General features: G+C 72.2%; 20 protein-coding genes, 1 tRNA gene and 1 pseudogene. 10 read left to right on the plus strand and 12 right to left on the minus strand.

Features of this window, described 5'->3' with window-relative positions; all coding sequences use genetic code 11:
* Window positions 1-64 precede the first annotated feature (64 nt).
* From ACFYPG_RS07965 to ACFYPG_RS07975, 3 genes are all read left to right on the plus strand, one after another.
* On the plus strand, window positions 65-1,726 hold the full coding sequence (locus tag ACFYPG_RS07965; RefSeq protein WP_355005200.1) for a phospholipid carrier-dependent glycosyltransferase: 1,662 nt from the start codon (window positions 65-67) through the stop codon (window positions 1,724-1,726).
* Window positions 1,727-2,090: 364 nt separating this feature from the next.
* The gene (locus ACFYPG_RS07970) at window positions 2,091-3,368 is read left to right on the plus strand and encodes a VWA domain-containing protein (protein WP_355005138.1); all 1,278 of its coding nucleotides are present in this window, start codon (window positions 2,091-2,093) and stop codon (window positions 3,366-3,368) included.
* Window positions 3,368-4,150: a peptidase gene (locus ACFYPG_RS07975; protein ID WP_355005137.1), complete on the plus strand. Its 783-nt coding sequence runs from the start codon at window positions 3,368-3,370 to the stop codon at window positions 4,148-4,150. The genes ACFYPG_RS07970 and ACFYPG_RS07975 overlap by 1 nt, the downstream gene beginning before the upstream one ends.
* A gap of 46 nt (window positions 4,151-4,196) precedes the next feature.
* On the opposite strand, the gene ACFYPG_RS07980 is transcribed toward ACFYPG_RS07975, so the two are convergent.
* Complete coding sequence (locus ACFYPG_RS07980) at window positions 4,197-4,466, minus strand: hypothetical protein (protein WP_357207537.1); 270 nt, start codon at window positions 4,464-4,466, stop codon at window positions 4,197-4,199.
* A 198-nt stretch (window positions 4,467-4,664) separates the two neighbouring features.
* Here ACFYPG_RS07980 and ACFYPG_RS07985 point away from each other — a divergent pair, with 198 nt between their 5' ends.
* The gene (locus ACFYPG_RS07985; protein WP_387351045.1) at window positions 4,665-5,321 is read left to right on the plus strand and encodes a 4'-phosphopantetheinyl transferase; all 657 of its coding nucleotides are present in this window, start codon (window positions 4,665-4,667) and stop codon (window positions 5,319-5,321) included.
* A 201-nt stretch (window positions 5,322-5,522) separates the two neighbouring features.
* Window positions 5,523-6,290: a DUF4352 domain-containing protein gene (locus tag ACFYPG_RS07990; protein WP_355005134.1), complete on the plus strand. Its 768-nt coding sequence runs from the start codon at window positions 5,523-5,525 to the stop codon at window positions 6,288-6,290.
* Between the two features lie 64 nt (window positions 6,291-6,354).
* On the opposite strand, the gene ACFYPG_RS07995 is transcribed toward ACFYPG_RS07990, so the two are convergent.
* Window positions 6,355-7,374, minus strand: coding sequence for a hypothetical protein (locus ACFYPG_RS07995; protein WP_387351047.1), 1,020 nt, complete (start codon window positions 7,372-7,374; stop codon window positions 6,355-6,357).
* Between the two features lie 119 nt (window positions 7,375-7,493).
* On the minus strand, window positions 7,494-8,579 hold the full coding sequence (locus ACFYPG_RS08000; RefSeq protein WP_387351049.1) for a Gfo/Idh/MocA family protein: 1,086 nt from the start codon (window positions 8,577-8,579) through the stop codon (window positions 7,494-7,496).
* A 59-nt stretch (window positions 8,580-8,638) separates the two neighbouring features.
* Here ACFYPG_RS08000 and ACFYPG_RS08005 point away from each other — a divergent pair, with 59 nt between their 5' ends.
* Window positions 8,639-9,373 (plus strand): hypothetical protein, encoded by a 735-nt coding sequence (locus tag ACFYPG_RS08005; RefSeq protein ID WP_387351051.1) that lies wholly within the window; start codon window positions 8,639-8,641, stop codon window positions 9,371-9,373.
* Between the two features lie 104 nt (window positions 9,374-9,477).
* On the opposite strand, the gene ACFYPG_RS08010 is transcribed toward ACFYPG_RS08005, so the two are convergent.
* From ACFYPG_RS08010 to ACFYPG_RS08035, 6 genes are all read right to left on the minus strand, one after another.
* Window positions 9,478-9,551 (minus strand) — tRNA-Ala (locus ACFYPG_RS08010).
* Window positions 9,552-9,818: 267 nt separating this feature from the next.
* A complete protein-coding gene (locus ACFYPG_RS08015) occupies window positions 9,819-10,601 on the minus strand; it encodes a hypothetical protein (protein WP_387351052.1) in 783 nt (260 codons plus the stop codon).
* 200 nt (window positions 10,602-10,801) lie between these two features.
* The gene (locus tag ACFYPG_RS08020; RefSeq protein WP_355005129.1) at window positions 10,802-11,452 is read right to left on the minus strand and encodes a GNAT family protein; all 651 of its coding nucleotides are present in this window, start codon (window positions 11,450-11,452) and stop codon (window positions 10,802-10,804) included.
* A 111-nt stretch (window positions 11,453-11,563) separates the two neighbouring features.
* The gene (gene glp / locus ACFYPG_RS08025; RefSeq protein WP_387351054.1) at window positions 11,564-12,877 is read right to left on the minus strand and encodes a gephyrin-like molybdotransferase Glp; all 1,314 of its coding nucleotides are present in this window, start codon (window positions 12,875-12,877) and stop codon (window positions 11,564-11,566) included.
* Window positions 12,874-13,836: a UTP--glucose-1-phosphate uridylyltransferase gene (locus ACFYPG_RS08030; RefSeq protein WP_355005128.1), complete on the minus strand. Its 963-nt coding sequence runs from the start codon at window positions 13,834-13,836 to the stop codon at window positions 12,874-12,876. The genes glp and ACFYPG_RS08030 overlap by 4 nt, the downstream gene beginning before the upstream one ends.
* Before the next feature lie 9 nt (window positions 13,837-13,845).
* The gene (locus tag ACFYPG_RS08035) at window positions 13,846-16,200 is read right to left on the minus strand and encodes a diguanylate cyclase (RefSeq protein WP_387351056.1); all 2,355 of its coding nucleotides are present in this window, start codon (window positions 16,198-16,200) and stop codon (window positions 13,846-13,848) included.
* A gap of 84 nt (window positions 16,201-16,284) precedes the next feature.
* Between ACFYPG_RS08035 and ACFYPG_RS08040 the strand changes: the two genes are divergently transcribed.
* Both ACFYPG_RS08040 and ACFYPG_RS08045 read left to right on the plus strand, forming a co-directional pair.
* A complete protein-coding gene (locus ACFYPG_RS08040) occupies window positions 16,285-16,962 on the plus strand; it encodes a 5-formyltetrahydrofolate cyclo-ligase (protein ID WP_387351058.1) in 678 nt (225 codons plus the stop codon).
* A pseudogene (locus tag ACFYPG_RS08045) lies at window positions 16,959-17,165 on the plus strand (FmdB family zinc ribbon protein); the annotation flags it as partial. The gene ACFYPG_RS08040 and the pseudogene ACFYPG_RS08045, both read left to right, overlap by 4 nt.
* A gap of 14 nt (window positions 17,166-17,179) precedes the next feature.
* Here ACFYPG_RS08045 and ACFYPG_RS08050 read toward each other — a convergent pair.
* Window positions 17,180-17,404: a hypothetical protein gene (locus tag ACFYPG_RS08050; RefSeq protein ID WP_387351877.1), complete on the minus strand. Its 225-nt coding sequence runs from the start codon at window positions 17,402-17,404 to the stop codon at window positions 17,180-17,182.
* 280 nt (window positions 17,405-17,684) lie between these two features.
* On the opposite strand from ACFYPG_RS08050, the gene ACFYPG_RS08055 reads away from it, so the two are divergent.
* Window positions 17,685-17,882, plus strand: a complete 198-nt coding sequence (locus ACFYPG_RS08055) for a hypothetical protein (protein ID WP_387351060.1) — start codon at window positions 17,685-17,687, stop codon at window positions 17,880-17,882.
* Window positions 17,883-18,006: 124 nt separating this feature from the next.
* Here ACFYPG_RS08055 and ACFYPG_RS08060 read toward each other — a convergent pair whose 3' ends face one another.
* Window positions 18,007-18,189: a hypothetical protein gene (locus ACFYPG_RS08060; protein ID WP_355005124.1), complete on the minus strand. Its 183-nt coding sequence runs from the start codon at window positions 18,187-18,189 to the stop codon at window positions 18,007-18,009.
* A 196-nt stretch (window positions 18,190-18,385) separates the two neighbouring features.
* Here ACFYPG_RS08060 and ACFYPG_RS08065 point away from each other — a divergent pair, with 196 nt between their 5' ends.
* Window positions 18,386-18,898, plus strand: coding sequence for a hypothetical protein (locus tag ACFYPG_RS08065; RefSeq protein WP_387351062.1), 513 nt, complete (start codon window positions 18,386-18,388; stop codon window positions 18,896-18,898).
* A 28-nt stretch (window positions 18,899-18,926) separates the two neighbouring features.
* On the opposite strand, the gene ACFYPG_RS08070 is transcribed toward ACFYPG_RS08065, so the two are convergent.
* Entirely contained in the window at window positions 18,927-19,409 is a 483-nt protein-coding gene (locus ACFYPG_RS08070) for a DUF2231 domain-containing protein (RefSeq protein ID WP_387351826.1), read from the minus strand.
* Window positions 19,410-19,578: the final 169 nt, after the last annotated feature.

A 19,578-nucleotide genomic window follows, 5' to 3' on the forward strand; every position in this document is an offset into this window, starting at 1 on the left:
AGCCTACGATCGCCGGGTGACGAGTGCGTCGACAGCGCAGAGCCCGAGCGCAGATCCGGACAAGATGATCCAGGTGACGGGCGAGCCCAGTGCCACCCAGGAGCCGACGGCACCGAGCGCCGAGGGCGGCGGGGTGGTCGCCGTGGTCCGGCGACGGTTCGCCACCGTCGACACCCAGGCGGACAGGTTCTCCTGGCTGGCCACGGCAGTGGTGGTGGCCATCGCGGCGATCGTGCGCTTCGTCGGGCTGTCCAGCCCGAAGGGCAAGATCTTCGACGAGACGTACTACGCCAAGGACGCCTACGGCCTGATCTCCCGTGGCGTGGAGTGGAACTACAAGGACAACGTCCCGTCGTACGTGGTGCACCCCCCGCTGGGCAAGTGGTTGATCGGCGTCGGCGAGTGGGCCTTCGGCTACCAGGACGCGGATTCGAAGGTCTCCGTTCCCGGTCACCTGATGACCACCGCACCGGAGTTCGGCTGGCGATTCTCGGCGGCGGTGATCGGCACGCTGTCGGTGCTGCTGCTGGTCCGCATCGGTCGGCGGATGTTCCGCTCGACGGTGCTCGGCTGCGCGGCCGGCCTGCTGCTCGCCCTGGACGGCTTCCACCTGGTGCTGTCCCGGGCGGCCCTGCTCGACATCTTCCTGCTGTTCTTCGTGCTGGCCGCGTTCGGCGCACTGGTCCTCGATCGGGACGCCCGCCGTCGACGCTGGGCACGGGCCCTGGACGACGGGCTCGATCCGAGCCAGCCGGGCCGGGCCGGGCGCCCGCCGACCGGTTGGCGCACCTGGCCGTGGTGGCGGCTGGCGGCCGGGGTGCTGATCGGCTGCGCCTGCGCGGTGAAGTGGAGCGCCCTGTACTTCGTGCCGGCCTTCGCGCTGCTGGTGCTCTTCTGGGAGGTCGGCGTCCGCCGCTCGGCGGGGGTCCGCCGCCCCTGGCGGGACACGCTCGTCGACGAGCTGCCCTGGCTGGTGCTCGCCGGCGTGCTGATGGTGGGCACCTACCTCGCCACCTGGTCGGGCTGGCTGCTCACCGACGACGGTTACTACCGGCTCGCGTCGGCCTACCCGAGCGCACCGCTCAGCGACCGCCCGTTCATCGGCCCGCTGATCAACCTCTTCGAATACCACCGCGCGGCGTACGGCTTCCACGCCCAGCTTGACGACGCGCACAAGTACCAGTCGTGGCCGTGGCAGTGGCTGCTGTTGGGCCGGCCGGTGGCGTTCCACTACGCCGGCGACGGCGTCTGCGGCGCGGCGAGCTGCGCCTCGGAGATTCTGCTGCTCGGCACCCCGCTGCTCTGGTGGTCGTTCCTGCCGGCTCTGGTGGCACTGGCCTGGCTGGGTGTGGCCCGTCGGGACTGGCGGGCCGGCGCGATCCTGCTCACCGTTGCCGCCGGGCTGCTGCCGTGGTTCTGGTTCGCTCTCGACGGCCGGACGATGTTCTCGTTCTACGCCGCGCCGGCGGTGCCGTTCCTGGTGCTGGCCGTGGTGTACGTGCTGGGCGCGCTGATCGCGCCCGCCGGGGGTGACGTGGGTACGGTGACGCCGCTGGTGCCCGGTGACCCGGCTTATGAGCGCCGACTGGTGGGCAGCATCGCGGCGGGGGCGTACGTGCTGCTGGTGGCGCTCTGCTTCGCGTACTTCTATCCGATTTTTGTCGGTCGGGTGATTCCGTACTCGGACTGGCTGTCCCGGATGTGGCTCGACGGTCGGTGGATATAAGCATCGACAGGCGACGCGCCGCACAGCGCGACGGAAGAAGGGCCCGCACGCCGAAGCGTGCGGGCCCTTCTTGACAAAGACGCGCGCCCCGATCGCCTGCCACGGGGGAAGCGGGCGATTGGGGCGCGCATGAAGAGCTTAACCACCGCGCACCACCGGCACAACGGGTCGACTTGGGTCAGATTTCCGACGGAGGCTGGCCGAGCCGACCCCTTCCCTCTCACAGTTGACCGAGGGTGACCCGGCATGGACCCTGAGCGCGGGTGCTGCCGATCAGAGGCGAACCCCGACGTGGGCGGCCCCGCCGTTTCGCACGCCCGCACCCAAACGATCATCCAAAGTGGATCTCACTACACTGCGGGTCGTGATCAACTTCAGACGATCGGCGGCGGTCCTTATCGGACTGTTGGCGACCACCGCGCTGACCGGCCCGGCACAGGCCGACGAGGAGCCGGCGCCCGAGCCGCCCCGGGTCGAGCTGGTGCTCGACGTCAGCGGGTCGATGCGCGCCGCCGACATCGACGGACGCACCCGGATCTCGGTCGCCCAGCAGGCATTCAACGAGGTGGTTGACGCGCTGCCCGAGGAGACACAGCTCGGCATCCGGGTGCTCGGCGCGACCTACCGCGGCAAGGACAAGAAGGTCGGTTGCCAGGACACCCAGCAGATCGTGCCGGTCGGGCCGGTGAACCGGTCCGCCGCGAAGGCGGCGGTGGCGACACTTCGGCCGACCGGGTTCACTCCGGTCGGGCTTGCGCTGCGCTCCGCCGCGCAGGACCTGGGCGCCGGGGCCACCACCCGGCGGATCGTGCTGATCACCGACGGCGAGGACACCTGCGCTCCGCCGGACCCGTGCGAGGTGGCCCGGGAACTGGCCGCCCAAGGCACCAGCCTGGTCGTCGACACCCTCGGCCTGGCCCCCGACGACAAGGTTCGCCGGCAACTGCTCTGCATCGCCAGCGCCACCGGCGGGACCTACACCGCCGCCCAGAGCGCCGAGGAGCTGACCGACCGGATCAAACAGCTCGTCGAGCGGGCCGGAGACACGCACACCCGGGCCCCGACAGTTGTCGGCGGCACGAGCGCGTGCGACTCGGCGCCACTGCTCGCCCCCGGCGTCTACGCCGACCGGGAGGCATTCTCCGAGCATCGCTACTACCGGGTGCCGATCCGCCCCGGGCAGGAGCTGCGAGCTTCGGTGAGCATGGCGCTGGACCGGGCCGTCAACCGGGACTACGGGGTGCTGCTGCGGGCCACCGCGGCCGACGGCCGGGAACTCGTCCGCGGCGCGGACGCCGGTAGCGGGCGGGCCGACGTGCTCTCCGCCGGGCTGCGCTGGTCGGCCACCGCCGACGACGAGGACGCCGCCGAGACCGAGCAGAGCGCCGCGCCGGTCATCGAACCCACCACCGTCTGCCTGGTGGTCAGCAATTCGTTCGCCCCGCGCCCCGGCACCGCGGCCACCCCGGGCATGCCGGTGGAGTTGACCATCGACGTGGTCGCCGCCGCACCCGCACCGGACGGACCGGACCTCGGCCGGGGCTGGGTGCTGCTCGCACTGCTCACCATCGCCGGTCTGCTCACCGGTCTGCTCGCCGGTCTGCTCACCCGCTGGTGGGTCGCCACCTGGAGGGAGAACTGATGCGTACCGCACTGTTCCGGTCGATGGCGGCGCTGCTCGCCGCCGGCACGGCCGCTCTGCTCCCCACTGCGGCCGCCGCCGCACCAACCCCCTCCCCGGGTGCCACGCCGGTGAACCGTGCCGGCACGTCGTTCCTCACCGCCACCCCGATCACCGCCGGACAACCGGTACGGGTGGATGCCTCGATCGGCGATCACCTCTACTGGTCGTTCCCGGCGACGGCCGGCCAGGTGCACGAGATCAGCGCCACCGTCACCTTCCCGAAGGGACGCAGCGGCGCCTCCACCTGGACGGTGGACGTCTTCGACGGGCTGCGCCGACGCCAGGCGTGCACGGCGGGGGCCCAGACCCCGACAGTGGACGCGAAGGCGTCGAACGTGGTGCTGGGTTGCACGCTGCGCGAGGTGCGGCCGTGGGCGGAACCCTGGTCGGCCGACCCACTGCCCGGCACGTACGTCGTCCGACTCTCGGTGATCGAGCTGCCGGAGCCGGATCTGGGCGCGCCGATCGACGTCGACCTGCTGGTGGGCACCATCGCCGACCGGGGCGCCTCGGCTGACGACGGCGAATTGGCCGCCCCGCTGGTGCCGAACACCAAGGCCGGCACGGTGCTCAACGCCGTACCCCCGGTGGACGCGGAGGCCGACGACGAGAGCGGCTCGCTGACGGACTGGTTGCCGGATCTCGGCTCGCGCTGGGTCTGGACCGGCATCGGCGGCGCGCTCGCCGCGGTGGCCGGCGTGTTCGGATTCGCGCTGACCCGACGCCCTCGACGTCGCTGAGACGCCCCCTCTGGTGGCCCCGCCCAGCGGCGGGGCCACCAGAGGCTCAGCGCCGCCGGGAACCGCGCGGCAACCAGCCGATGAACCTGTCCTGGAGCGACATCACCGGAGCCGCGCGCAGATCCTCGGTGGCGGCGGCGAGACAGGAGCCCAGATAGACGCTGAGCATGGCGCGGTCACCCCCGTACTCCGCCAGCAGCCGGGTACGCTTCGTCGCGCACGGCCACTCGTCACCGCAGGAGCCGCAGCTCCAGCAGGGCGTCTTCGGGGCGTGTTCGTCGGCCCGCACCCCCGGCCGTTCCAGACCATCGGTCATCGCACGTCCTTCCAGATGTCCACGGGACTGGCGGCTGCCGTGCCGGCCAGCATTGATGGTGGTCCCCCCGGAGCCATCAGGGAGAGCGCTGCGCGTCCCTCCGGTGTTACATCTTTGCGGTACCTTCGTCCGTCGTGGGAGTCGGAAATTTGACGGTTAATTTGATGCGTCATTCCTACCGACCAGTAGGTCACCGGAATGCGTGACCTGCTGCCATCGACGGTCGCCGTCGCCGTCGCCGGGCCGGAGGACTGGACGGGCGAGTTGTTCCCCGCTGAGCAGGCATGCCTCGGCGAGCGGGCGGTGCAGACCCGTCGGCGGGACTTTGCCGCGGGCAGGATTTGCGCCCGCAGGGCACTGCGCGACCTCGGCCTGCCGTCGACCGCCGTTCCGGCCGCCGCCGACCGCGCGCCGGTCTGGCCGGCCGGGATCGTCGGCAGCATCACCCACACCGCCGGCTACTGCGCCGCAGCGGCGGCGCACACCACCGACATCCGGTCCGTCGGGATGGATGCCGAGCAGCACCGCGAGGTCAATCCGGGAGTACGCCGACTCGTGCTGCTGCCCGAGGAGGAGGTCCTCTGCGACCGGCTGCCCAGCGGCACCTACTGGCCGATCGTGCTGTTCAGCGCGAAGGAGACCGTCTACAAGGTGTGGCATCCGGTCGTCCGCGGCTGGCTGGACTTCCACGACGCCCGACTCGACATCGATCCGGATGCCGGCACCTTCACTGCCCGGATCACGTCGGCCCGGGTGGACGCGGCGGGGGTCGACGACCCACCGACATCGATCAGCGGCCGATTCGTGATCGCCGACGGGCTGGTCCGTACCGCTGCCGTGCTTCCCGCACGTTGACCTCGCCCGTTACTCATAGCGATGAATGGAATACCGATCCATATTGGCCGTCGGTGACCAGCTGAACACCGTCCACGCTGGCCAGATGGGTTTTGCGTCCTCGCGGTGGGAAGCCCACCGGCGTGGCGATTGGACGCTCCACCACCCACGGTAACGTCGAAGAGTTCCCGCACCGCACGTACCGAAGCGTCAAGGAGTACGGTGACCCACCCCCAGCCTCGCGTTACGCCGCACGACCCCCGACAGCCGAACCCGCAGCCGCCGACCCGCTCGTTCGCGGCGACACCGCAGCCGCCGTTCTCGGGGGCTGCGTACCCGGCGGCGGGCGGGAACACGGGCGATGGCGGCGGATATCGGGCACCCGGCGGCTCCGGCTACCCGATCATCGCACCACCACCGGCGCTGACGGACCGCGCCAAGAAGTCCGTCGTGGTCGTCGCGGTCACCGCGGCCGTACTCACCCTGCTCACCTGCGCCGGCGGCATCGTGGCGGTCGTCATCGGCACCAAGGGCACCTCGACCACGGTGAGCGAGGCACAAGCCACCCCGCCGACCCCGCCGACGAACGGCGACACCCGCAGGATGTCGCCGGGCGACACCCTGGTCGTCAACCGCGAGGCCGGCACCGTCGAGATCACCGTGACGAAGTTCAGCAGCGCCACCAAACCCTGCAAGTCCCACGGACTGAAGCCCGGCGAGGGCTTGTACGTGATCGCCGACGTGACGGTGGCTGTCACCAAGGGCACCGCGTCGACGAACCCGCTCTACTTCCAGTGGGTCGCCGCCGACGGCACCAAGACCACAGCGATCGGTGGAGCCTTCTCCGGCTGTGGCAAACCGATGCCGGCCGTCGACGACCTGACCGCCGGCACCAGAAGCACCGGCAGCGTGGTGTTCGACGTGCACGACACCTCCGGCGCGCTGGAGTACCACGACCAGTTCCAGACCGCCGGTTCCTGGAAGCCGTGACGCGCTGACGCGACGTGGGGCCGACCCGTCCGGGCCGGCCCCACGAGGTGGGAGAGTCGGTGGGTCAGCAGCCCGTCCAGCGCACCGGAGTCAGCCGGTCGGCGAGGACGTTGCGGAACCCGACGATGGTGCCCGAGTCGGAGATGGACCGGGCGCCGACGACCACCCCGGTGCCGCCGCCCGGCAGGACCCGGGAGGTGGAACCCCTGGCAACGCGGTCACCACCGACAACGACGCCCTTGGCGTTGACGCCGGTCAGAGCAGGCATGTCCCGGTCGAGCAACGTGTGCGAGCCGTTGCGAAGATCCCACCGAACCCTGGTCGACGTGGTGCTGCCGCTCAGCGATACCTGGCCGATCGCCCAGCGACCCGCCGCCGCGCCGGCAGTGCTCCACTCGGCGCCGGGGAATGTGAGCGCGTCGATCCTCCCGTTCGGCCGGCGGACCCAGCTGTTCCAGTCTCCGAAGGGTCCGGCGCTACCGACGATGGTCCCGTTGTCGGTGATCCCACCTGCCTGGGCGTCGAACGGGGCGTCGAGCACCTCCACAGTGCCCGGATGAGCGGCCGGCCAGCGCAGCGCGACCATTTCCCCGGAGTCGATGTCGGAGCCGTGGCCGACGATGTCACCGGCATCGTTGATGGCACTGACATACGTGGCGGTGGATGGCAGCACCGGCAACTGCTCGAGCTTGCCGTCGCGGTACCTCCACGGCTGCCCGTAGCCGTTCTCCGCCGATCCGTTGCCGATCACGACGCCGTCGGCGTTGATGTCTACGGGGGTGTCCGTGCTCTTCGACTCCAGTTCGGTGACCCGCCGCCCGTCCCAGAACAGCAGCAGGTACTGGTTGTCGGTCTCACCGACCCGCAGCGCTGTCCCCGCGACGTAGCGCCCCGTCGGGTCGACCGCGTTCGCGTCGGCGCGATAGGTGTCGGTCGGGTACGGCAGTGTGCTGATCTTGCAGGTGCGGGGGGTCGCCCCGCTGGGCGCGGCGGTCGCCGTCCCGGAGACGGCGACCCCGAGAGAGGTGGCCAGCAGACCGGTCGCGGTGGCTGCGAGCATCCGGCGTCGAGTGCTTCGGTTCATCCTTGCTCCCCGTGTGGGGCCCGGGTACTCCCGGGCTTTCGGTTGATACCGGCTCCACAGGTGAGCTGGCTGTACGGTTGCGTACTGTCAGCCAAGGGACAGAAGTGGATCCGGCGGAGCTACCGCCCCCATGCCTCGGTGGCGGTGACGACCGGGCGGCCGGTGCGTACCGACTCCTCGATGGCGAGGCTGATCAGGTGGTCCTGGCAGGCTTCCGCAAGCGGATAGGGAGCCGGGCCCTCCTCCCGCGCCCACGCCCCGGCGCGAGCGAGGATGTCGGCCACCGCGATGTCGTCGTCGGACATCCCACTGCCGACGAACGGGTTGCGGTAGACAACGTCGCCGTCGAAGCTGATGTGCTTGAGGTCGAGCCCTTCCAGGTTGAGATCGAGACCGGTCTGCCGCCTGGTCAGTAACGACTCCACCGGCGTGCTCGGGTCGATCAGGCGGACCACCCGATCGTCCACCAACTCGCCGCGCGAGCCCCGGACCACCAACCGGCGGGTGCGCAGCGGGTTCCACCACTGGTTGTCGGTGAAGTCGTACAACCCCATCCGCCCGCCGAAGTCGATGGTCGCGAGGGTGGTGGAGAGCTGCTGCGGGGTGTCGTCGCCGCTCCAGCCGGCCGGCGAGAGCGGGTTGGCCAGCGGCGCGACGAAGGCGCGCGCGCTCACCTCGGCGCTCTCGTGACCGACGCCGAGCAGACCCCGGATCAGTGAGACCGCGTGGTACAGGTGGGTCGAGGAGATCTGAACCGAGGTCGGCTCACCGAGCACCCCGGCGCGGACCAACGCCAGCCGCGCCGCGTGCCCGGGCATCAGCAGGTACTGCTCGGCGACCTGCACCAGGCCGCTGCCTCCGACGTCGGCCCAGAGCGAGCGCAGACCCGCCAGGTCGGGGGCGGGCGGCGTCTCGGCGAGCACCGGTACGCCGGCCGCTACCAGCTCCCGGGTCGCCTCGGGCGTCACCGGCCACGGCACCGACACGATGACGAAGTCCGGCCGCTCGTGGGCGAGCATCTCCGCTGTCGTGCGGAAGGTCGACACGCCCCAGTCGGCCGTCACGGCGGCGCCCCGTGATTCGGTACGCGTCACCACCCCGGTCACCCGGAAACTGTCGGGGAGCAGCCGGGCCAGGCGAAGGAAGAACTCACCTCGCCAGCCGCTGCCGACGATGCCGAACCGGGTCTGGGCCACCGAAGTCATCTGGGCTCCTCACGTAGAGATCCGGATGCTAACCGTTCCACTTCGCTACGGTTGCGCTGATGAACACCGAGCCGATGCGGGCCGTGCCCGTGCTGGTGCCCGACGCGGGACCGCCCCTGGACTACTACGTGGTCCTACCTCGACCCGACGACAGCGGCGCGTCCACCACTGTGGACGGGATCGTCGTCGAGGAGTTCACCCGCCACCACGACTTCACCACGACGGGGCTGGACAGCGCTGGCTGGACACCGGAGGCCGGCTGGTGGAGTTCCGCCGCGCTGAGCCGCGCCATGCGCACCGACCCCGAGGTGCTGGCGCGAATGCTTCCCACCTCCCGCCGGGATGCCGAGCAGGTCTACCGCGCGCTCGGTGGTGGGCAACTGCCTGACGATTTGGTGCTTCGTACGCACTTCCTCGACCATCAACCGATCGCCACTGCCCCGCCGCTGCGGCTCGGCCCGGCGCAGCCACCGGCCGGCTTCCACGAGCGACGGGTGTACCGGGTCCTCTTCGCCAAGGATCTCGGCGCCGGGCAGGTGGCGAGCCTCCGGACGGCCTGGCGGTCACCGGCGGGTGGCACTGTCGCGTCAGTCGCGAGCGGTCGTCTCGACCAGCACGGCGACCAGTTCACCTGGGAGCTGCGCCGCGTCGGCCACTCCCTCGCCTGGTCTCTCGACGTGACCGCGCTGCTGAGGACCGACGCCACAGCGGCGCTCGGCTCGACCCTTTCCGAGCTGACGAACGTCCTGCGCCAGCACGGCCTGATACCGGTGACGACCGAACGCTTCGCCTAGGTGGATCAACGCCGGGTCGTCACGACCTGGTCGTGGGTCGGTCACGCACCCCGAAGATCGCAAAAGGCCGTCTCCGACTTGCGGAAACGGCCTTTGACCTGGGGTGGAGCTGAGGGGATTTGAACCCCTGACCCCCTCGATGCGAACGAGGTGCGCTACCAGTCTGCGCCACAGCCCCCCGCCGGCGAACCGGCTTCGGTCCCACCCGGCTTACACCGGGCGGGCCGGCAGCAAGGCTAACAGGTCGTCGGCCTCCACCGCGAATCCGCCCCCGGCCCGGCGCTCCGGCCCGCCCAAAGATCGACTCGGGTTCCGTGAGATCGGGGCATCCCGGACGCCCCAACCACCCGACTTCCAGGAGTCCGAGTCGATCAAGCCAGCCGGGCGCGGCCGGGACCGAGGCGCGGCCAGGCACCGCCGGGACCGGGGCACCGCCGGGACCGCGTCAGGCGCCTCGGCCAGCCTCGTAGGGGCGGCCGCGCAGGCCGCCCGACCGCCGGTACGAGACCGATCCACCGTTGACCGCCGCCGGCAGGTCTCCCGGCCGGTCCAGGCCCATGGCGGCTCGGCGTACCCCTTCGCGCTGGGCGGCGAGGCGGCGCTGCGCCTCCCGGCGGGCCGCGGCCCTACGGGCCTGCTCCCGGCGCACCTCGGCCTGCCGGGCGGCCAACCAGGCAGCCTCCCGGGCTCGGGCGCGGCGGCGGCGGCGCCCGGCCAGGGCCTGACCCCGCAGGTGCACGACGTAGAGGGCCAGGAGGAGGAAGGTGACCCCGAAGCCGACCCAGAAGCCGGGGCTGACGAACAGCACACCGATCAACTCGACGACGTTGAGGAGCAGCAGGGCGGCGAGCACACGGCGACGCCGATAGACGGCGGGGGTGTGCTGCCGGTGCGGCGGCGGGCGGCGACGGGACCGCTTCGGCGCGGCGGGCACGGCGCGCAGTCGACCGGAGCGGCGGACGGCCGGCGGCGCGGAGACCGGCGCTCCCAACACACCGGTAGTCGCGTCTTCACTGAGGGTGACGATCAGTGAGCGCGGAGGATGGACGGGTCGCCGTCCCGGCACAGTGCGGCGCCGTCGGCGGCGCTGGAGCACCCGCGCCGTCGACTGCGCCCGCTCCGCCACCAGCCGCTCGGTGGCGTCGTACCGGCGAACCAACGCCGGGGCCAGGGCGAGCAGGCCGGCGGCGGCGAGGACGGCGAGGAGCACCGAGGTCGGCACCCTCACCCCTCCCGTCACCGAATTCGAAGCAACCGCCACCCGACCGCAGGATCTTCCATCGATCACGCCTGGGCGCGTGGATCGTCCGGCCGGGGAGCGCTTGCCGCAGCTTGCAGTTACTTGAGGTTACGGCGCACCGACCGGGTTGCCACCGCGCCGCGCCGATCCCGTCCGTGGGACGAGTGGGCGGATGTCGGGAAATCCTCCTACCGCGCGTTGGCGCGAATCCGGTGCCAGCGGGCCAGCAGGCCACCCTCGGCGGCGATCTCCTCACTCGTCATCGCGTACCCGATGTGGTCCCGCCAGGCGCCGTCGATGTGCATGTAGCGCACGTGGTACGACTCCTCGCGGAAGCCCAACTTCTCCACCACCCGCCGGGACGGCCGGTTCTCCGGACGGATGTTCACCTCCACCCGGTGCAGCCCGCCCGGGCCGAACGCGTGGTCCACGGCGAGCGCCAGCGCAGTCGGGATCACACCCTGGCCGGCGGCCCGGGCGTCCACCCAGTAGCCGACGTAGCCGGAGCAGAGCGCCCGCCGCACGATGCTGCCCACGTTGATGTGCCCGACCAGCCGGTCCCGGTCGGCCTCACGCAGGCAGACCGCGAACGGCATGCCCTCACCCTCGCGGGCCGAGCGCCGCTGGTCACGGTGCACCCAGCGGAACGCGGCCGGCGAGTTCATCTCGTCCCAGCCGCCGGGCAGTGACGACTCCCAGGGTGCCAGCCAGGCCCGGTTGGCCCGCCGCACCTCCGACCACGCCGCCGCGTCGGAGCGCCGGTACGGCCGCAGCAGCACTGGGCCGTCGGCCAGTTCCACCGGCCAGCCCGGTGCCCGCGCGGGACCGAAGAGACTCACCTGGACAGTCTCCCGCGCGGGACCGTGTCGCGCACAAGTGGCCTCACCGCGTTCACCGCACAGATCCGACGATCACCCGACGCGGGCCGCGAGCGGGCCGGCCGGGACGCGTCACCGGCGGCGGTCCAGCAGCAGGACGTCCACTGTGGAGCCGGCCGCGGCAGTGCTGACCCGCTCGCCGAGCACCAGCAGCCCGTTGGCCTCGGCCAACCCGGAGAGGGTGAACGGTCCGCCGCTGAGCGGCTGGACCGTGTACCCGCCGCCGCGTCGCTCGGCGACGTGCGCCGGCCGGAACTCGCGAAGCCCGGTCGGCGACGACACGGTCTCCAGCAGGTGTGCCCGCACACTGGGTCGGAACACCGGTTCGGCACCGGCGAGCAGTTGGATGGCGGGGCGGGCCAGCACCTCGAAGCCGATCAACGCGGCACCCGGGTCGCCGGGCAGGCAGACCACCGGCACCTCCTCGGCGCCGACAGTGCCGAACCCGAGCGCGGTGCCGGGGTAGAGCGCCACGTCGGTGAAGGTGACCGGCCCGGCGCGACCGCCCTCACGGCGGGAGAGGATCCGACGCACCATGTCTCCGGGGCCGGTGCCGGTGCCCCCGGTCGTGATGATCAGGTCGGCACGCAGCGTCTGGTCCTCCAGCAGCCCGCGCAGCCCCTCCGGGTCGTCGTCGCAGATGCCCACCCGGTACGCCAGCGCGCCCACCTCGGCCGCCGCGGCGGTCAGCGCGTGCGAGTTCGCGTCCACCACCTGACCGGGCTGACTGCCCCGGCCGACGTCGACGAGTTCGTCACCGGTGGCCACGATGACCACCCGTGGACTGGGCCGGACCACCACGTGCCCGATGCCGGTCGCCGCGAAGACGGCGACCAGGGCCGGGGACACGTAGGTGCCGGCCCGAGCGAGCAGGGTGCCGGCGGGCAGTTCCTCACCCGCTCGGCGTACCCCGTACCCCCGTTTGGGGGTGCGGAAGATCTCCACTGCGGCCATGCCCTGGTCGGTCCACTCCACCGGGACCACGACGTCAGCGGCGACCGGCAGCGGAGCCCCGGCGGCCACCGAGAAGCACGAGCCGGGGGTGAGCCGGACCGGCCGCCAGCTCGCGGCGCCGAGATCGCCGACCACGTTGAGCCGGATGGTGCGACCGCCGGGCGTGCCGGAGGGGGCCGGGACGTAGCTCGGCCCCCTCCCCCCTCCGGAGATGTCCTCCCAGCGCGCGGCGTAGCCGTCCACGGCCGCCTGGTCGAAGGCCGGAAAGGCGTGCGGCGCGACGACGTCCTCGGCGAGGACGTTGCCGTGCGCCTGGGTGAGGTCGAGGTCGAGTGGCGGCAGCGCGCGCAACCTGCGCAGCACGCTGCCCAGGTAGTCGGCGAGCGGCGTCAACTCGTTCGCGGCCGCCTCGGCGTCGGCCGTCGCTGTCATGTACCAGATCCGCCTGCCGCGTCGGCCTTGACGAAGTCGGCCAGCCAGGACCGGAACTCGGCGCCCAGGTCCTCGCGCTCGGCGGCGATCTGCACCACCGTCTGGAGGTATCCCAGCGGCATGCCGGTGTCGTAGCGGGTGCCCCGGTAGACGATCGCGTGCACCGGGGTGCCCTCGGTACGCAGCAGCTCCATCGCGTCGGTCAGCTGGATCTCGCCGCCGCTGCCCGGCTTGGTCCGCCGGATCGCGTCGAAGATCTTGCCCGGCAACACGTAGCGGCCGAGCACCGCCAGGTTGCTCGGGGCGTCCTCCGGCTGCGGCTTCTCCACCATCCCGGTCACCTTGACGACCTCGCCGATGTCGGTCAGCTCCGACTCGGCCGGTTCGACGGAGGCGATCCCGTACCGCTTGGTCTCGGACGGGTCGACCTCGAAGAAGGCGAGCACCACACCGCCGGTGCGGGCCTGCAACTCCAGCATCGCCGGCAGCAGCGGCTCCGACGGCTTGACGAACTCGTCGCCGAGCAGCACCGCGAAGGCGTCGTCGCCGACGTGCGACTCGGCGTACCCGATGGCGTGGCCGAGCCCGAGCTGCTCGGGCTGCCGCACTGTGTAGATCTCGGCCAGCTCGCTGGGCCGACGTACGGCGGCCAGCCGCTCGGAGTCGCCCTTCTCCTCCAACCTGGTCTCCAGGTCCGGGCGACGGTCGAAGTGGTCCACCATCGACGTCTTACCCCGACCGGTGATCAGCAACACGTCACCGATGCCAGCCTGCGTGGCCTCCTCGACGATGTACTGCAACACCGGCCGATCCACCACCGGCAGCAGTTCCTTGGGCACCGCCTTGGTGGCCGGCAGGAACCGGGTGGCCAGTCCGGCGGCCGGGATGACGGCCTTGACCGCCAGGGGACGGCCGTTTGCGGCGACCGTCGATGAGGGGTTCGCTGAGTGCTCCGACATGCCGCGAGACTATCGGCCACGGCTCTGCCGCGGCGGGTGTGGCCCAGAAGACGCGCCGCCACCCGGCCCCGGCCGCGCCGCGTCCGGGCCGGCCCGCGCCGCGTCCGTCGCGACGTCCGGCGTGTCGTCGACCGAATCCGGTCGGGCGTGCGCCGGGCCCGCCAGCGATGATTCCGGTACGCACACCGCCGGGTCGGACCGGGCGGGCCCGCCCGGCTCCCGGCTGGCCTGCACCGGCTGGCCGGCGCGCGGCAGCCCGTCGGTTGGGCTCACCGCGCACGCGAGCACGGGAATTTCCCGGGTCGGCAGATCCGAGCGAACCTCGGCGACCCGGTACGTGTCACGGCCCGCCGCCTTGGCCGCATAGAGGGCGTCGTCGGCGGCCTCCAGCACCTCCCGCCCGGTGCTGCCGTGGTCCGGGAAGACGGCGATGCCCACCGACACGGTCACCAGGACCGGCCCGGCGTACGCCTCGACGGCGATGGGCGTGTCGCGCACCGCCGCGCCGAGCCGCTCGGCCACGATCGCCGCGCCCCGCGCGTCGGTCTCCGGCAGCAGCAGCACGAACTCCTCACCACCCTGGCGGAAGGCCAGGTCGACCTCCCGGATCTCCCCGCGCACCCGGCGGGCGAACTCGGCCAGGACGGTGTCCCCCGCGGCGTGCCCGTAGGTGTCGTTGACGTCCTTGAACCGGTCCAGGTCCAACGCGAGGACGCTGAGCATCCGCCCGAAGCGGCTGGCCCGTTCCACCTCCCGCCGGATCGACTCGCGCAGGTAGCGGTAGTTCCACAACCCGGTGAGCGGGTCGGTGAGGGAGAGCCGCTGCGCCTCCTCGTGCACCCGGACGTTGTCCACCGCCACGGCCGCGTGGCCGGCGAAGGTGCGCAGGGTGGCCAGGTCGTCGTCGTCGAACTCGTCGGCGCCCAGCCGGTCGTAGAGGGCCAGCACGCCGAGGGCGGCCGCCGCGCCCGCCTCGTCTACCGGCCCCGAGAATCCGCCGAGGGTGGCCGTGGCACCGCCGGGCGGGGCGGCGAACGGAACCGCGACGTAGGTGCGACAGCGCGGCTCACCCGTTGGCGTCTCGGTCTGCTCCGCCCTGCCCCGTTGCGGTTCCCCGGTGGCGGCGACCTCACCGACCACGCCGACGCCCACCGGCACCCGGAGCGTCTGCGTCCCGTCCGCCTCCTCCGCCGGCCAGCGCCCGTCCAACCCCTCCGTGCACTGGGCGACGAGCACCCCGCCGGTCTCCACCAGCAGCACGGCACCGGCACGCGCGCCGGTCGCCCCGATGGCACTGCGCAGGATCACCCGCAGGATGCGTTGCAGGTCGTGGGTGCTGGCCAGTGTGTCGCCGAGCACCGCGAGGTGCCCGCGCAGCTGGTCCCGGTTGCTGGTCAACGCCGCGACGTAGGAGCCGGTCTCCCGGGTCATCCGGTTGAACGCGGCGGCCAGCCGACCCAACTCGTCGCGACTGCGCACCGGCACCCGGGCGGTCAGGTCGCCCTGGGCCACCCGGTCGACGGCACCGGCCAGCTCCGCCAGTGGCCGGGTGGTCACCCGGGCCAGCCGCCAGGCGGCCAGCACCGCGAGCAGCCCGGCCAGCACGACCACCCCGAGCAGCGTGGCGTGCAACCCCGGTGGCCGTTCACTGGGCACGGAGAGCACCAGTGGCAGCGGCTGCGCATCGGAGGGCCCGAGCCTGCGCACGTACCGGCCCTCCTTGGTCTCGGTGACCTGCTCGCCCCGTACGCCGACGGCGGCGGCCAGCACCGCGTCGCGGACGTCACGGGACTCGGTCGTGTGGGTGACCCGCGCGGCGCTCGCCCCACTGTCGAGGAGGGTTACCGCCACCCCGGTCACCGCCGCCAGTCGGGCCACGAAGGCCGGGTCGACCAGTTGCGCGGCGGTCACAGTGCCCAGCCGGGTGCCGGCGCGATCGTGCAGGTCGACCTGGGCGGCCAACGCACGGACCGGGCCGGCCGAGCCGGGGTTCGAGCCCCCGTCCGTGCCCTCGGCCGAGCCGCCGCAGTCCTGCCACGGGGTCGACGGAGCACCGGGCGACAGGTAGGTGACCTGGCCGGCCACGTCGCTGACCAGCACCGCGGCGGCCAGACCCCGGCCGACCAGTTGCGCGGCGGCGACGGCCGGCTCGGCGGTGAGCGCCACCGCGTCGGCGGTGGCGCGTAGCTGCTGGCAGAGCGCGTCGACCGAGGTGCGAACCGTGGAGGCAGCCACCGCCAGGCGCTCGGTGGAGCGGCTGCGGTCCACCGCCGCGACGGTGGAGGCGACGAAGAGCGCGCCGAGCAGGACGGGCCCGAGCACCACCACGAGGAAGGCTGCCGTCAACCGCCCGCGTAGCGTCACTCGTCCCCCCGGAAGTTCCGCCTCCGTTGCTTGCGATGCTGACACAGTGCAACCGTGGGAGAGGCGTTGCGTCAGGAGTGTTGCGTGCCGGAATTTTCTGATGAAGCGGAAGTGACCCGCGTGGCGAAGCGGAACACCCGCGTCGAGCTGCTCGCCCGCCGCCGGTCGCTACCCGACACGACCCGGGCAGCCGCCGCCGGGCGCGTGCAGGCCGAGCTGGTCGCCCTGGTACGCCGACTGCGCCCACACCGGATGACGGCGTACGTGCCGGTCGGCTCCGAACCGGGCGGGCCCGACCTGCCCGAGGTGCTGCGGGCGGCGCTGCCGGCGGACGCCGAGTTGCTACTGCCGGTGCTCCTCGGTGACCTGGATCTGGACTGGGCGGCGTATAACGGGCCCGATGCCGTGATCGCTGCGGGACGGGGTATCCGAGAACCGGTCGGTGCCCGTCTCGGGGTGGCCGCCGTGGCGCACGCGGAACTCGTGGTCGTTCCGGCTCTCGCGGTCGACCACCACGGTCGGCGGCTCGGGCGCGGTGGCGGGTCGTACGACCGCGCCCTCGCCCGGGTACCCGCGGCGACCCTGACGATGGTGCCGCTGCACGACGGTGAGCTGGTCGAGGCGCTGCCGGCGGAGCCCCACGACCGTCGGGTGCGCGCGGTCGTCACTCCCGCCGACGGGGTGCGTACGCTTGACGGCGGCCCGGGTGCGGCGCACGGTGTCGCGCCCCACACGTCTGCTGGACGAACCCGGGGCGAATGACGCACCATTGGCACTCGAATACGTCGAGTGCCAACTGGCTGAGCCCAGATCCGGAGGAGAACGTGCCCACGTACCAGTACGCCTGCACCACGTGCGGTGAGCAGCTCGAGGCGGTGCAGTCCTTCTCTGACGAGCCGCTTACCGAGTGCCCGGCGTGTCAGGGGCGGCTGCGCAAGGTCTTCAACTCGGTCGGCATCGTCTTCAAGGGTTCGGGCTTCTACCGCACCGACTCCCGGGCGTCCGGTTCCGAGACGACCGCCGGCGGCACGACCACCAAGCCGGCGAAGTCCGAGTCGTCCTCCGCTGACAGCTCGTCGTCCTCTTCGGGGTCCTCGTCCTCGTCCGGGTCGTCCTCGTCCTCGGGGTCCTCGGGGTCGTCGTCCTCCTCGGGGTCGTCCTCGGGTGCATCGGGCGGCGGCAAGGCGGCGACTGCCAGCTCCACGTCCTGATCGCCGAAGGCCCGACCCCATTACGGGTCGGGCCTCGATCCACTCGGGTTCCCGCAAGCCGGCCTGTCCCCGTCGCTCTGACCGCCCGCTTTCCCTGATCCCGAGTCGATCAAAGCGGTTCTCGTAGCAGATCGCGCCGACGGATGCGCGTTTTCCACAGGCCGGGCGGTTGTCCACAGGCGTCGGCCGTGGGTCGGCCGAGGCGGCGGGAACTGCCTAGCCTCCCTGCATGGGTGCCACTGCGGCGCTCGGGGACGGGAGGCGGCAGAGGCGATGGTCGATTCGGATTCCGCGCGGGCGTTGCGCCCGCTGCGCCAGCTCACTCTGCCCGGCGGGCGCACCCTGCTCCGGGCCGGCCTGGTCGCCGCGCTGCTCGGCCTGGCCGCCGCGGTCCTGCACACCCCGACCGGATGCCCTCCTACCGCCGTGCCCTCCGACGCGCCATCGGTGGCGGACGACCCGACCCGGTAGGCGACCAAGTCGGTCGGGCGAGCGCCGCAGGACAGGCACCGGCCCCCGGTCGAGCACCGGCCACCGCCCAGAGCAGGTCGGCTGGCGGATGGAGATCGTCAGGGTCTGGCCGAGCCTGCGGGGGTCATTCCCAGTGCGGGGGGCGTTCGGCGAGCAGCCAGTCGTCGTTGCCGCCCGACCGCTCACCCCAACCACGGTCGGTGTCGTCGGTGGTCTGCTCGGGCAGCACCACGAAGTCTTCGCTCAGGTCGACGGCGCGGTCATCGTCTCGCGGTGCGCCGTGCGTGCCAGGGTCCTCGGTGCTCACGAGCGGCAAGACTAGCTCAGCCGACGGCGGTGGACCGGGCCATCGGCGGTGGGCACGCCGGCCGGAGCCGGCCGGACCGCCGACAGTGGGCGCGCCGCCAGACCGCCGACAGTGGGCACGCCGGCCGGACCGCCGACAGTGGGCGCGCCGGCCAGAAGCGACCGGGCCGCCGGTGGCGTTGGTAGCGTCGGACGGCGTGACGACCCCCAGCGGTGGCAGCGACCCGGACGACTACTGGCGACGGCCCGACACCGGTGACGACGCGGTGGCCGACCAACCTCCCGCCGCGCCCGCCACCACACCACCGGTCGGGCCCACCAACCCACAGCAGAACGAGCAGGCCAGCCCAGCATCGACGGGCCACCCTGCCAGCGGGAACGCAGACCCGCCGCCGCCCGCACCGGCGTCGGCGGGAGGCACTACCAGCGGGAACGCAGGCCCGCCGCCGCCCGCACCAACCGCACCGGCGCCGACGGGAGGACCTGGCAGCGGATACTCCGGTCCGCCACCGAGCGTGCCGCCGCCGGCAGGTTGGCGTCCACCCGTACACCTGCAGCCGGCGCCGCCGCGACGGCTGCCACCGCAGGACATGGCCGACCTGGACGCGGCCGAGCAGCGATCGCAGCGGGTCACCTACGGCTTCGGGGCGGCGGCCGGCGTGGTGCTGCTGGTACTGCTCTGTCTGCTCTGCTCGCGGGTCATCTTCTGATGTCCACCCCCGGAAGGCGGCCAGCAGCTCAGAGGGTGGTGCCCCACACCGTCTCGGCGCCGGAGTGGCCGGTCAGGTAGACGTAGATCAGGGCGGCGATGGAAAGCCCCACTGCCGCTACCGCCAACACCGGGATGACCAGCGCGGGCAGGCGCGGCACCCGGGGGTGCCCACTCGTCGCCACGAGCAGCAGGATGGCCACGATCCCGAGCGGCACCACGACGCGTAACAGGATGTCCCCGTAGCGGGAGTGCTCGAAGATCTGATCGAGGATCGGCCCCTGGAAGCCCCGGGCCACCAGCGCGTCGGTGAGTGCCTCACCCGACTTGACCGCGACGTAGGCGGTCACCGGCGCGGCCACGGCGAGGAGGCCCAGGGCCCAGTCCAGCCGGTGCCGCCACCGCGGTAGCCCCACGTACGCGATGGCCAGCACCGCCAGCAGCGGTACGAACACGACGACCGCGTGGATTACCAGGACGTGCACCGGTAGACCCAGGATCTCCTCGAACATCGAACCCTCCAGGTGGATCATGGTCAGGGGTGTTCAGCCTATGGTCCGCCGATCGTCCCCAGGCTCTCGACGGATGACACGCGCGCCGCGTCGATCGGGTTCATTCGCTCGGGCCGTACTCTCGATCTTGCCCGGCTGTGTCGGTGGCCACCCGGAGCGGGCGACGGTT

The organism is Micromonospora sp. NPDC005553 (assembly GCF_042871765.1).
In the GTDB taxonomy this organism is placed as follows: Bacteria; Actinomycetota; Actinomycetes; order Mycobacteriales; family Micromonosporaceae; genus Micromonospora.